This window comes from Allosediminivita pacifica, from assembly GCF_003054175.1.
GTDB classification, from domain to species: domain Bacteria; phylum Pseudomonadota; class Alphaproteobacteria; order Rhodobacterales; family Rhodobacteraceae; genus Allosediminivita; species Allosediminivita pacifica.
On sequence record NZ_QBKN01000032.1, the window covers coordinates 34,352 to 47,840 of the forward strand.

Below are 13,489 nucleotides of genomic sequence, written 5' to 3' on the forward strand. Positions count from 1 at the left end.
GCCGCGGATGCTTCAAGCGATTTACCGAATTCCGTTCAGGATCTACCTGATCGTGGTCATGGCGGCGGCGCTCGCCGCCTCTCTGTCGTACCTCCTGCTCTCGCACATGGTGGATGCCTCCTACGAGATGCGCCAAGAGGCGCTCGCAGATAACATGGACATTGCCGTGAGCGTGCTGGAGGATTTCCATGCCCGGGCCGAGGCCGGCGAAATCCCGACCGCTGAAGCGCGCGAACAGGCCTTTTCGCTCATCGGGGCCATGCGCTTCGGGGCGGAGGGGAACGGCTACTTCGTCATCCAGGACGAAGAGATGCAGATGCTCATGCACCCGATTCTCACCGACTTGGTCGGGCAGGATCAGTCCGGGCTGACGGATTCCCACGGGTTGAGGATCACGCAGGTCATCACCGAACGTGCCCTGGCCGAGGGCGAGGGCGCGCAGCGCTACTGGTTTGCCAAGCCGGGCTCGGACGTGCCCGAGGAAAAGCTGGGCTATTTCCGGCACTTCGAACCCTGGGGCGTGGTGCTGACAACCGGTGACTACGTGTCGGATATTCGCGCGGGCATGGACAACCTGCGCGCCTTCGTGAGCGTGGCTCTGGCGATCGGTGTTGCCGCCCTGATCGCGGTCTCTGCGATGCTGGCGCGGTCGGTGACGCGACCGCTTTCCCGCTTCATGGAGTCGATGCGGGCAGTCTCCGAGGGGGACTACGATCAGGACATTCCCGTCGCGCGGCGGCGGGACGAAATCGGCCACCTCGGACGCGACTTGCTCAGCTTTCGCGACCGGCTCCGGGAATCGGACGGGATCACCCGCCAGCGTGAACGGGAATCGGTTGAACAGGCCCGCGTGGTCTCGGAACTTCGCACTGCCATGGAGCGGTTGTCGCGCGGCGATCTCAGCCACACGATCGAAACCGAGTTCCCGACCGAGTACGAAGGCCTTCGGCAGGATTTCAACGAGACGGTAACGACGCTCGACGAACTGATCACTTCGGTCGTCGAGAACGCGCGCGGGATCCACTCCCGCGCCGAGGAGATCAGCAGTGCCTCGGTCGACCTGTCGCGACGCACCGAAAGCCAGGCCGCCACGCTCGAGGAAACCGCTGCTGCGATGGACGAACTGACGGCAAGCGTGGGTTCGGCCTCGGAAAACGCCGCCGGCGTCGCCACCGCCGTGGATGCCGCGCGTTCCAACGCCGAACACAGCGGAGAGGTGGTCGAACAATCGATTCGGGTCATGGACCAGATCAAGCAATCCTCGGATTCGATCCTGCGCATCATCTCCCTGATCGACGATATCGCTTTTCAGACCAACCTTCTGGCGCTCAACGCGGGGGTCGAAGCTGCCCGCGCGGGCGAGTCGGGACGCGGCTTCGCCGTCGTCGCCTCCGAGGTCAGGGCGTTGGCGCAGCGCTCCTCCGATGCCGCCAAGGAGATCTCGCAGTTGATCAACGAAAGCTCGGGCCACGTGGAGGCCGGGGTGACGCAGGTTCACCGGACCGGAGAGGCGCTCGAGGATATCGTCAAGCGCGTCACGTCGGTGGCCGAACTGATCCGCGGGATTGCGGATGGTGCCAAGGAACAGTCAGCGGGTATCTCGGAAATTAACGTCGGTGTGACGCAGCTTGACCAGGTCACGCAGCAGAACGCCGCCATGGTCGAACAGACCACCGCCGCCAGCATGGCCCTGAAGGAGGATGCCGGCATTCTCAGCGGGCTCATGGCACATTTCCAACTCCGCGACCTCCCCCAGAATGTGATCGAGCACGATGCCGGCCCCACGGCATCGCAGGCGACCGGCTGGGAAAGCGAGATGGAGGTAGACCCGGTGCCGCTTCTGCCCGCGCCGCAACCGAAGGTGGCAACGGCCAGCGGTGGTGGCGGGAGCACCTGGCAGGACTTCTGAGTGGTCAGCCGGGGGGCGGCGAGCCCGCCTGCGGGGTCCTGTCTCAAGCGGCTTCGCGGGACAAAAGTTAAGGCTTGGTAAAAGTGTCTCTGTAAGTCATTGAATTTGCTATGGTGGCGAAGTGTCCCGGCCCGGGACACCCCGTGCGTCCCCGCCTCGACGGACCGCGCCTTCGCCTTGCCCCGGCGATCCCGAGCCGCTACAGGGTGCGCGACCCGGATCAAGCGGTGCGACACCATGGCCAAAGACAAGAAACAGCCCCGCCCCAAGGCTCAGACGCCAAAGGGCTTTCGAGACTATTTCGGCCCGGAAGTCACCGAGCGGGCCGAGATGCTGCGCCAGATCGCCGAGGTCTACCATCGGTACGGCTTCGACGCCCTCGAAAGCTCGGCGGTCGAGACCGTCGAGGCGCTGGGCAAGTTCCTTCCCGACGTCGACCGGCCCAACGAGGGCGTCTTTGCCTGGCAGGACGAGGACGACAGCTGGATGGCGCTGCGCTACGACCTGACGGCGCCGCTCGCCCGTGTCTATGCCCAGCACCGCAACGACCTGCCGCTGCCCTATCGCCGCTATGCCATGGGTCCCGTCTGGCGCAACGAAAAGCCCGGCCCCGGCCGCTACCGCCAGTTCTACCAGTGTGACGCCGACACCGTCGGCGCCGCCAGCGTGGCCGCCGACGCCGAGATCTGCGCGATGCTCTCGGACACCCTGGAACACGTCGGCATCCCGCGCGGCGACTACATCATCCGGGTGAACAACCGGAAGGTCCTGAACGGAATCCTCGAAATCGTCGGAGGCTTCGTCGCTGCGACCTCTGAGGACGAGAGCAAGTTAGCAGCTCTTTGGGACGCTGGTACGGAAGACGCGATCCTCCGTACTGCCGATAAATTTGACAAGGTCGGTGAGAGTGGGGTTCGGGAGCTATTGGGCGAGGGACGAAGAGATTCCTCGGGCGCTTTCATTGAGGGTGTGGGCTTGTCGTCCCAGCAAATCGAGCCTGTTATCGCCTTCCTGACCTCCAAGGGCGACACCGCCGAGGAGACGCTCGCCAATCTGCGTACCGCCGTGGGGGAGAGCAAGATCGGCACCGAGGGGGTCGACGAACTGGCCCAGATCGCTGGACTGCTCGAGGCACAGGGCTACGGGGCCGACCGCATCGTCATCGACCCGTCCGTGGTGCGTGGCCTCGGCTATTACACCGGCCCGGTCTTCGAAGCCGAGCTCACCTTCGAGATTCTCGACGAGAAGGGCCGCAAGCGCCAGTTCGGCTCGGTCTCGGGCGGTGGACGTTACGACGATCTCGTCAAGCGATTCACCGGTCAAGCCGTCCCCGCCACCGGTGTCAGCATCGGCGTCGACCGCCTGCTGGCTGCCCTGCGCGAGAAGGGCCGTATTTCGAGCGCGGCCCAGGGGCCTGTCGTCGTGACCGTCATGGATCGCGACCGCATGGCCGACTACCAGGCGATGGTGTCGGAACTGCGCCAGGCCGGCATCCGGGCCGAAGTCTACCTCGGCAATCCCAAGAACTTCGGCAACCAGATGAAATACGCTGACCGGCGCGGCAGCCCGGTGGCGGTGATCGAAGGCGGGGACGAGAAGGACCGCGGCGTCATCCAGATCAAGGACCTGATCCTCGGTGCGAAGCTCGCCGAAGGCGCGAGCCTCGAGGAATGGAAAGAGCGGCCCAGCCAGTACGAGGTGCCCCGGTCCGAGCTGGTCGCGAAGGTCCGCGAGATCCTGGATCTGCACTCATGACGCTTGCCGCCAACAAGGCCCGCGCCGCAGAGCTGCGCGCGCGGTTCGAAGCCGCCGGTGCGCTTCCGGTGGACTGCGCGGTGCTGCAACCGGCCGAGATCCTGCTGGACCTCTACGGAGAGGACATCCGCACCCGCGCCTACGTGACCAGTGATCCGGTACAGGGCGAGGTCATGCTGCGGCCGGATTTCACGGTGCCGGTGGTGCAGATGCATATGTCCCAGGGAGCGGAGCCTGCACGCTATACCTATGCCGGAGAGGTCTTCCGCCGCCAGGAAGAGCATCCGGAGCGCGCCTCGGAATACCAGCAGGTCGGCTACGAGGTCTTTGATCGCACCGACGCTGCAGAATCCGATGCAGAGGTCTTTGCGCTGTTTTCCCAGATGCTCGAGGGCCTGCCGCTGCGGGCTGTGACCGGGGATATCGGTATCCTGATGGCCGCGGTCGACGGGCTCGACGCATCCAGTGCGCGCCGGGCCGCGCTGATGCGGCATCTCTGGCGCCCCCGTCGGTTCCGGGCGCTGCTGGACCGCTTCTCGGGCCGCGTGCCGGTGCCGCCCTCGCGCAAGGCGCTGCTGGTGGCGACGGATCCGATGAAGGATGCCGGGCCGGTGATCGGGCTGAGGGGCGAGGACGAGATCGCAGAACGTGTCGCGGCCCTGCGCGCCGAGGCCGCCGACGGCCCGCTTGCGCGCGAGCAGGTGGAACTGCTCGAAACGCTTCTGAAGGTCTCCGAGACCTGCCAGTTCGCGCTGGAGCAGTTGCGCGACATCGCCGTGGACATGCCCGCCATCGTGCCTGCGGTCGAACGTTTCGCGCGCCGCTGCGACGCGCTCGAGGCGCGCGGTGTCGATGTGGCGAGCCTGTCGTTCGAGGCCAGCTACGGCCGGTCTTCGATGGAGTACTACGACGGTTTCGTCTTCGGCTTCGTGGCCGAGGGGCGTCCGGACTGGCCGCCGATCGCCACGGGCGGCCGGTACGATGCCCTGACCCGCCGTCTTGGTCGCGGGGCCGAGATCCCGGCGGTGGGCGGCGTGATCCGCGCAGGGCTGGTCGTCGATCTGGAGGGCGGGGCATGAGCGTCAAGCTGGGTGTGCCGTCCAAGGGGCGGCTGATGGACAAGACCTTCGACTGGTTTGGCGCGCGTGGTGTCGGTCTGCGGCGCGTTGGCTCGGAGCGAGAATACGCGGGGGCTGTCGAGGGAATCGACGGCGTCGAGCTTGTCTTGCTGTCGGCGGGCGAGATTCCACGTGAATTGGCGGCCGGGCGCATCCACCTTGGCGTGACCGGCACCGACCTGGTGCAGGAAAAGCTCGTACAGTGGGACCAGAAGGTGGAGCCGCTCGCCGAGCTGGGCTTTGGCCACGCGGACCTCATCATCGGCGTCCCGGCTTGCTGGGTGGACGTGGACACGCTCGACGATCTCGACGGGGCGGCGGCGGCCTTTCGGGCGCGGCACGGGTTCCCGATGCGGATCGCCACGAAGTATCATCGGCTGGTGCGGGCCTACCTGCATCGGGCCGGCGTCGCGGACTACAGGCTCGTGGACAGCCAGGGCGCGACCGAGGGGACGGTCAAGAACCTGACCGCCGAGGCCATTGCCGACATCACCTCGACCGGCGAGACGTTGCGCGCCAATCACCTGAAGGTGCTCTCCGAGGAACCCGTCCTGCGCAGCCAGGCGACGTTGTTCCGCAGCCGGATCGCGCAGCCCGATGCCGCGGACTGGAACGCGCTGCGGGAGTTGTGCGAGCGTCTCGGCACCGAGTGATCAGCGCGCGATACGGCTTTGAACGAGATCGCGCACCCGAACGCGGGCGCGCATCCGGATCGCCGTGAGGAAGAGCCCAGCCGCCTTGCGTTGCAGGAGAAGCAGGCTGACCGGCGGCACCTCGGTTTGCTCGATACTGCGCCCGAGCGCCATGGCCTCGTCCCGCAGGTTCGCCGCAAAGGCGCTGTCCGCGAAATCGAAGCTTTCTTGCGTGATGATGGGCAGAGCCTTGGTGGCTAGATCGAGGATCGCCTTGCGAAGAGCCGGAGGCGTGGCCGGGCCGATGTAGCCCAGGTCTTCCAGGGCGACGCCGATGCCGTCGAGGTCGGCCTCCAGTGCGGCCGCGAGCAGGGCGCGAAGCCCCGAGACATGCGCGTCCGGCACGTCCCGGGCAGCCCCAAAGTCGAGCAGCACGATGCGTTGCTCGGAGGGGGCCCAGCGATAGTTGGCGAGGTTCGGATCGGTCTGGACGAGCCGCCAGTCGAAAAGCTCGCGCAGGAATAGGTCGAAGAGGCGGGTGATCGCGGTGTCGCGTGTGGCCTGATCCGCCGTCTCCAGGACCTCGAAGGGCCGTGAGGGCATGAAGCTCATGGCGAGGATGTCGTCGGTGGAGAAATCCGGGTGGTGCTGCGGGACGGCCATACCCGGATCCTCCGCCAGCAATGACCCGAAGCGGGTCGTGTAGCGCGCCTCGCGGGCATAATCTGCCTCGTCATGCAGCTGCCGGGCTGCCTCGTCCAGCAGCTGGTCTAGGTCGATGCCCGCAGGTAGCAGCCCCGAATGCCGCAGAAGCAGGCCGAGATTGGCGAGGTCGGCGTCAATAGACTGCCGGATGCCGGGATACTGGATCTTGAGCGCCATATCTCGCCCGTCGGGGGCCGTCGCGCGGTGGACCTGCCCGATCGAGGCTGCGGCGATTGGCGAGACGTCGAACTTATGAAACCGCTTCAGAAAGTCGGGCCCGTAGTTTCTGGCCAGGGCGGTCTTCAGCTGCTTCGGCGGCATGAAATCTGCATTGGCGCGGAGGCGGGCCAGAGGCTCGGCAATCTCGGGCGGGAGCATGTCGCCGGTCTCCATTGAGAGGAGCTGCCCGAGCTTCATCGCGGCGCCGCGCATGCCCGCAAGTTGCCGGGCGATGCGGCGAGCGTTGCCGGGCGTGAGCATCAGGTCACGCGCTTGCAAGGGTTTGCCTCGCGCCGCGTGGGACGCCCCCTGCCAGGCCGCGCCACCAAGCAGGCCGGCGGTGAGTCCACCAAGCCGGGCGGCCCGTCCGAAACGGCCGGTCGGAACGTGGCGACCGCGTGGGGCAGGGGGCTTGCGCATGGCCCGCCAGATAGGCGGACCTGCGCGTCGGGAAAGGGCGGATCAGTCGGTCGTGCCGATCTTGTCCTGCGTCTTGGTCCCGAAATCAGCAGCGTCGTGGCGTTCGTGAAGCTGTTCGTGCGGTTCGCCCGTCAGCTTGTTCACCTTGCGGCCACGCTGGACCTGCGGGCGAGCGTCCAGTTCCTCGGCCCAGCGGACCACGTTGGTGTAGCTCGCCACGTCAAGGAACTCGGCGGCGCCGTACTGACGCCCCAGAACAAGCTGCCCGTACCAGGCCCAGATCGCCATGTCGGCGATGGTGTAGTCGTCGCCGGTCATGAACTTGCGCTCCGACAGGTTGCGGTTCAGCACGTCGAGCTGGCGCTTGGTCTCCATGGTGAAGCGGTTGATGGGGTACTCCATCTTCTCGGGCGCGTAGGCGTAGAAATGACCGAAGCCGCCGCCGAGGTAGGGCGCGCTGCCCATCTGCCAGAAGAGCCAGGACAGCATTTCGGGACGCTTTTCCGGCACGCCAAGGAAGGCGTCGAACTTCTCGGCAAGGTGCAGCAGTATCGCGCCGGATTCGAAGACACGGATCGGCACAGCGCCGGTGCGGTCCACGAGCGCGGGGATCTTGGAGTTGGGGTTCACCTCGACGAACCCGGAAGAAAACTGGTCGCCATCCCCGATGCGGATCGGCCAGGCGTCGTATTCGGCGCCGTCGAAACCGGCGGCAAGAAGCTCCTCGAACATGACGGTGACCTTCACTCCGTTGGGAGTGGCGAGGCTGTAGAGCTGGAAGGGATGGTCTCCGGTCGGCAGCTCCTTGTCATGGGTGGGGCCGGCGATGGGGCGGTTGATGGAGGCGAACTGGCCGCCGCTTTCGGCTTCCCATTTCCAGACTTTCGGTGGGGTGTAGGTCTCGCTCATGGTCTCTCCTGGGCTCGCGTCCGTTTCGCCGGGAAGGTAACGGTTGAGGCGGGGAATGCCAGAGGGTGTGAGCGGAGCCGTGTCCGGGCGCGAGGGGACGTGATGACTGAATGGGACGAGAGGCCCGTTGCGCTGGTTCTGGGGGCGGCGGTCTGGCCGGGCGGCGTGCCCTCGCCGGTGCTGGCGCGGCGAGCGCGGGCCGGGGCGGCGCTGTGGCTGTCGGGCCGGGTGCGGGCCGTGGTGGGCTGCGGCGGCGAGGGCGCGCACGGGCCCTCGGAGGCGGAGTTGATTGCGCGGCTCTGTCTCAAGGCGGGGGTGCCGGAGACGGCGCTTCGGCTGGAAGATCGCTCGACCAACACGCGCGAGAACATCGCCTTCGCGCGGCCCGTTCTGGAGGAGCTGTCGGCTTCGCGCGTGCTGGTGGTCTCGGACGGATGGCACCTGCCGCGGGCGCTGTTGCTGGCGCGGCGGCAGGGGATCGCGGCGAAGGGCGCGCCGGTGCCGATCAAGGAGGCGCGGCCTGGGCCGCAGCTGAAGGGGGCGCTGCGGGAGGTGCCTGCTTTCGTCTGGACCTGGGCTTCGGGGGAGGGGCGCTAGTCCCTCTCACCCCGGCCCTCTCCCCCCGGGGGAGAGGGAGACGCCCGGTGGTTCAGATGACGCCGATTTCGGCCAGAGCGCCGGCGAGTTCGGGGGGCAGGCTGTCCTCTTCCTGCCGGTGGGCGGGCAGGTCGCGGGGGGCGTTTTCCGGCTGGAGGTAGCGCCAGCCCTGGAAGGGACGCTTGGGCGCCGTTTCGGTCCGGATCAGATCGGGATCGAGGACGATGGCGCAGCGTTCGATTCCGTCCTGGCCCATCACCCGGTCGAGGCGGCGGATGGACTGGCGGGCCTGGATGAGGCCCTTGATGACCCAGAAGATGCTGCCGCCGCCGAGCACCTCGGCCTCGCGGCGGGGGAACATGCGGGTGACGTGGCGGGGCAGGCCGTCGGGGCCCTGCGCGCCGGGCGAGGCCTGCCAGGCGGCGAGGGATTCCACGCTTTCCGTGCCGACGCTGAGCTTGAGTAGATGGACGAATCCGGCCATGGCGCACCCCCTTTTGGAGAGGGGCATGATAGCCCTCCGGCGGTTGGGTTCAAGGAGGTGTCCCGGGCCGGGACACTTTGGCGCCCTATAGAAATCAATGGGTTAAATAGTCGTATTAACCGGGACGTAACGTTTGGTGGTTTTGGAGGGCACCGCGCGCTGCGTCGAGGACATGGGGGCAGGGCCGCCTGGCGACGGGGCGGGCGCCTGTGGTGCGCTTCTCCGGGCGGGCTGGCGTTTCGCTAACCCTGATCCCCCTCCCTGACCCTCCCCTTGGCAGGGGGAGGGGAGCGCGGGTGGCGGGCGTCGTGCGCTTATCCGTGACGGTGGGCGTGTCGCGAGGCAGGCTAGGGTGCCGGCGGAGGCCGTGGTGGTGCCCCTGCATAATTCTTGCCAGCCGGGCGTGGGTCGGCGACCATGCGGAGAGGCCCCACCGGCGAGGGAGGAGAGGATGCTTTCGATCTACGCACTGACCTGGCTGGGTGTGCTGGCCGCGCAGGTTTCCCCCGGACCCAACCTTGCCGCCGTTGCCTCGGTCGGCATCGCGCAGGGCCGGCGCCCGGCGCTTTGCGTGGTGACCGGGATCTCTTCGGGGATGCTGGTCTGGTCGATGGCCACGGCGCTTGGGCTCGGGGCGCTGATCGAGGCCTTTCCGCTGTCGCTGCTGGCCCTGAAGCTCGTGGGCGGGGCCTACCTGCTTTTCCTCGGGATCAAGGCGGCGCGGGCCACGCTGCGCGGCGGCGGGCGGGCCACGGTTTCGCCCGAGGCGCGGCCGCTGACGGATGCGGAGGCGTGGCAGCGCGGGATTCTGGTCCTGCTCACCAATCCCAAGGCGGCGCTCATGTGGGCGGCGGTGGCGTCGTTCCTGTTCGGGCAGGGACTGAGCGCCTGGCATGTGCTGGCCTTCGGGCCGATGGGCGCGCTGTCGGGGCTGGTGATCTACGGGACCTACGCGCTGCTGTTCTCGACCGGGATGGCCATGCGGGGCTACGCGCGGTTCGCCCGCTGGTTCGAGGGCGTCTTCGCGGGTGCCTTCGGCGCGATGGGGGCAAGCCTGCTCTGGGCTGGGGTGCGCGAAGCGCGGCAGTGAGGCGGCTTTCGGGCGCCGCTTCCCGGGGCTTCGCCCGCTCGTCGCTAAAAACATGCTCCCAGCATGTTTTCCGGGCGCTCCTCGCCCCTCACCCTATCCCTCTCCCCCCCGGGAGAGGGGACCTGTTGCGGCATGTGTCGTGGTGGCCCGCTCAATGGGGTGATGCAGTGGCACCGCACAAGAATGCCCCAAGGTCTGGTGTCCCGCTTGCGAAAACTGACCAGTACTTGTAGCGAAGCGGTTGCCCGAGGAAGTGGCTTGCTGTAGCTTCTTTCTTCTCCACCGACCGGAATCAAAACCACCGAACGACGAGGGGCCGTCGCCTTGCGACACCCGCCCCGCCCATGCCACTCTGCGTCCCCTGACGCCGCCCCGACACGCCTGACGACCCCACAAAGACGAGTAGCTGCCATGACCCGCTTTGCCGCCCCCATCGCCGAACAGATCTGGGACATGAAATATCGCCTCAAGGAGGCGGACGGGACGCCCGTCGACGGGACCGTGGAGGACAGCTGGCGCCGGATCGCGCGCGCGCTCGCAGCCGAGGAAAAGAACCCCGAGCAGTGGGAAGACCGCTTCTACGACGCGCTGGCGGACTTCAAGTACCTGCCCGCGGGCCGGATCACGGCGGGCGCCGGTACGGCGCGGTCGGTGACGCTGTTCAACTGCTTCGTCATGGGCACGGTGCCCGACACGATGGCGGGCATCTTCGACATGCTGAAGGAAGCCGCGCTGACTATGCAGCAGGGTGGCGGGATCGGCTACGACTTCTCGACCATCCGCCCGCGCGGCGCGATGGTGCACGGCGTGGCCGCCGACGCCAGCGGGCCGCTGAGCTTCATGGACGTCTGGGACGCCATGTGCCGCACGATCATGTCGGCGGGCTCGCGCCGGGGCGCGATGATGGCGACCATGCGCTGCGATCACCCCGACATAGAGGCCTTCATCGAGGCGAAGTCCGACAGCGCGCGGCTGCGCATGTTCAACCTGTCGGTGCTGGTGACGGATGCCTTCATGGAGGCGGTCAAGGCGGACGGGTCCTGGGACCTTGTCTTCGACGGCAAGATCTACCGCACGGTCGAGGCGCGCGACCTGTGGAACCGCATCATGCAGGCGACCTACGATTACGCCGAGCCGGGCGTGATCTTCATCGACCGCATCAACGAGAAGAACAACCTGAGCTACTGCGAGACCATCGCGGCCACCAATCCCTGCGGCGAGCAGCCCCTGCCGCCCTACGGCGCCTGCCTGCTGGGCTCGATCAACCTGGCGCGGCTGGTGGACAAGCCCTTCGAGGAGGGCGCGGGGATCTCGGACGAGGCGCTGGACGGGCTGGTCGCGACCGCCGTGCGGATGATGGACAACGTGGTCGACGTGTCGCGCTTCCCGCTGGAGCAACAGGCCGAGGAGGCGCGCAACAAGCGCCGGATCGGGCTGGGCGTGACGGGGCTTGCCGATGCGCTGCTGATGATGGGGCTGCGCTATGGCTCGGAAGAGGCCGCGGCCAAGACCGAGGACTGGCTGAAGCGCATCGCGCGGGCCGCCTACCTCGCGTCGGTGGAGCTGGCCAAGGAGAAGGGGCCCTTCCCGCTGTTCGAGGCGGAGCCCTACCTTGCAAGCGGCACCATGATGGAGATGGACGAGGACGTGCGCGAGGCGGTCCGCGAGCACGGCATCCGCAACGCGCTGCTGACCTCGATCGCGCCGACGGGGACGATCTCGCTTTACGCCGGGAACGTGTCGTCGGGGATCGAGCCGGTCTTTGCCTACAGCTACACCCGGAAGGTGCTGCAGAAGGACGGGACGCGGACCGAGGAAGAGGTCGTCGATTACGCGGTGCAGATGTGGCGCGACAAGTTCGGCGATGCCGACCTGCCGGCGCATTTCGTGAACGCGCAGGTGCTGCCGCCCGAGGATCACGTCCGCATGCAGGCCGCGGCGCAAAAGTGGGTGGATTCGTCGATCTCGAAGACCATCAACTGCCCCGAGGACATCAGCTTCGAAGGCTTCAAGAACGTCTACATGCAGGCCTACGAGACGGGCTGCAAAGGCTGCACCACCTACCGCCCGAACGACGTGACCGGGTCGGTGCTGTCGGTGTCGGAGAAGACCGAGGCCACGCCCGCCGAGACGCCGGAACTGGCGCAGGAGGCGAGCGAGGGCGCCGAGGTGGTCTACATGTCCGAGCCGCTTGACCGGCCGCAGGCGCTCGAGGGGGCGACCTACAAGCTCAAGTGGCCCGACAGCGAACACGCGATCTACCTCACCATCAACGACGTGGTGATCGGCGGCCACCGGCGGCCCTTCGAGGTCTTCATCAACTCCAAGAACATGGAGCATTTCGCCTGGACCGTGGCGCTGACGCGCATGATCTCGGCCGTGTTCCGGCGCGGCGGCGACGTGTCCTTCGTGGTCGAGGAGCTGAAGGCCGTCTTCGATCCGCGCGGCGGCGCCTGGGTGCAGGGCAAGTACATCCCCTCGATCCTGGCGGCCATCGGCGGCGTCATCGAGCGCCACATGATCGCGATCGGTTTCCTGGAAGGGGAGGGCAAGGGCTTGAAGACGGATCCAACGGCCAAGGTCGTGGGCCTGGAAACCGGCCGCCCCGGCAAGGCCTGCCCCTCCTGCGGCCAGTTTGAGCTGCAGATGGTGGAAGGCTGCATGACCTGCATGAGCTGCGGCCACTCGAAGTGCGGGTGAAGCGGTGGTGATGGATGTAAGTCAGAGAAAGCAGATGAATGCGCAAACGGAAGCATAAGTCTGCGCAAGGGGTGTCAAGGCCCAATTGCCCTTCGCCGTGCTCTTGATCTGATCGACAAGGCTCAATGATCGAAACCCCGGGGCTGGTGCCCCGGGGTTTTCCTTTGATGGCTTTGGTTCTGCCGGGCGCGGCCGATCCGGGGGCTCAGGTCCGCTGTGTTCGTCGTCGCCTCGCCAGGTCTGCAAATATGCCAAGCGTTTGACCTGATGTATGACGAGGGACCCGCCAGGATCTGCTGAGGCACCCTGCTGGAGACTCTTGGGGCCAACGCCCGGCCATCCCGACCATGGCATTCGATCTGTTGGATTGAGGCACAGGCCCAGGCCAATCACTTCAGGCATGTCTCGGACGGTCGGGGCGTGCAAACCAAGACAGCACCCGCCGGACCCCACAGCCAGGATCGGGATAAGATGGCTGCTCACCAAGACCTTCGCGAGACTGGCCTGAACAAGGCCGCGGAGGTTGCTGCGTATGGTCATGCCCGAAGCCGGGCATCGCACGCGGCCTCCAAAGCCCGCCCCGCGCCCGACAGCTTTTCATCCAGGACGGGGAGCGGCGCCGAGCATGCGCGGTCACAGCAACAGTGCGACTGAGATGAGGCTAAGACTCTAAGGGGGGCGGCAGCGGTCTAGGACTCTTCCTAACGCAATGCTTGGCTTCAGGCAGTGGGACGCCCAGGGGCGAAGCGCGCACAGAAACTGGTATAAGGCGTCCACTTACACTCCTGGAGCGCGACCGTATGTGACGAGAAACAGAGCGCTTGAGACCAAATGCGCGCGATCGTCCCCATTTTTGGTAACCGACCGGTTGATACCGTCGCCTGATCCTACGACTTCCAGTTCCACGGGAGCAGTTCGTCGAGGCGGTTGATCTTGTGATCGTGGATACGG

10 protein-coding genes are annotated in these 13,489 nt (G+C 66.7%); 7 read left to right on the top strand and 3 right to left on the bottom strand.

The window, feature by feature from the left end; all coding sequences use genetic code 11:
* Positions 1–7: 7 nt before the first annotated feature.
* The 4 genes from C8N44_RS19585 (at position 8) to hisG (ending at position 5,435) form a co-directional block, all read left to right on the top strand.
* Complete coding sequence (locus C8N44_RS19585; RefSeq protein ID WP_107978454.1) at positions 8–1,909, top strand: methyl-accepting chemotaxis protein; 1,902 nt, start codon at positions 8–10, stop codon at positions 1,907–1,909.
* Between the two features lie 237 nt (positions 1,910–2,146).
* Positions 2,147–3,664, top strand: a complete 1,518-nt coding sequence (gene hisS / locus C8N44_RS19590) for a histidine--tRNA ligase (RefSeq protein WP_107978455.1) — start codon at positions 2,147–2,149, stop codon at positions 3,662–3,664.
* Positions 3,661–4,743: an ATP phosphoribosyltransferase regulatory subunit gene (locus C8N44_RS19595; protein ID WP_107978456.1), complete on the top strand. Its 1,083-nt coding sequence runs from the start codon at positions 3,661–3,663 to the stop codon at positions 4,741–4,743. The genes hisS and C8N44_RS19595 overlap by 4 nt, the downstream gene beginning before the upstream one ends.
* Positions 4,740–5,435, top strand: coding sequence for an ATP phosphoribosyltransferase (gene hisG, locus C8N44_RS19600; protein ID WP_107978457.1), 696 nt, complete (start codon positions 4,740–4,742; stop codon positions 5,433–5,435). The genes C8N44_RS19595 and hisG overlap by 4 nt, the downstream gene beginning before the upstream one ends.
* On the opposite strand, the gene C8N44_RS19605 is transcribed toward hisG, so the two are convergent.
* Positions 5,436–6,617 carry an ABC1 kinase family protein gene (locus tag C8N44_RS19605; protein ID WP_244641134.1) on the bottom strand — a complete coding sequence of 394 codons (1,182 nt, stop codon included), beginning with the start codon at positions 6,615–6,617 and terminating at the stop codon, positions 5,436–5,438.
* 183 nt (positions 6,618–6,800) lie between these two features.
* Entirely contained in the window at positions 6,801–7,667 is an 867-nt protein-coding gene (gene yghU / locus C8N44_RS19610) for a glutathione-dependent disulfide-bond oxidoreductase (protein ID WP_107978459.1), read from the bottom strand.
* A gap of 102 nt (positions 7,668–7,769) precedes the next feature.
* Here yghU and C8N44_RS19615 point away from each other — a divergent pair, with 102 nt between their 5' ends.
* Positions 7,770–8,264, top strand: coding sequence for a YdcF family protein (locus C8N44_RS19615; protein ID WP_107978460.1), 495 nt, complete (start codon positions 7,770–7,772; stop codon positions 8,262–8,264).
* A 52-nt stretch (positions 8,265–8,316) separates the two neighbouring features.
* Here the strand turns inward: C8N44_RS19615 and C8N44_RS19620 are convergent, their stop codons facing one another.
* Complete coding sequence (locus C8N44_RS19620) at positions 8,317–8,748, bottom strand: DUF1489 family protein (RefSeq protein ID WP_107978461.1); 432 nt, start codon at positions 8,746–8,748, stop codon at positions 8,317–8,319.
* Between the two features lie 451 nt (positions 8,749–9,199).
* Here C8N44_RS19620 and C8N44_RS19625 point away from each other — a divergent pair, with 451 nt between their 5' ends.
* Positions 9,200–9,838, top strand: coding sequence for a LysE family translocator (locus tag C8N44_RS19625; RefSeq protein ID WP_107978462.1), 639 nt, complete (start codon positions 9,200–9,202; stop codon positions 9,836–9,838).
* 411 nt (positions 9,839–10,249) lie between these two features.
* Positions 10,250–12,538 carry an adenosylcobalamin-dependent ribonucleoside-diphosphate reductase gene (locus tag C8N44_RS19630; RefSeq protein WP_107978463.1) on the top strand — a complete coding sequence of 763 codons (2,289 nt, stop codon included), beginning with the start codon at positions 10,250–10,252 and terminating at the stop codon, positions 12,536–12,538.
* The last annotated feature ends 951 nt before the right edge of the window (positions 12,539–13,489 follow it).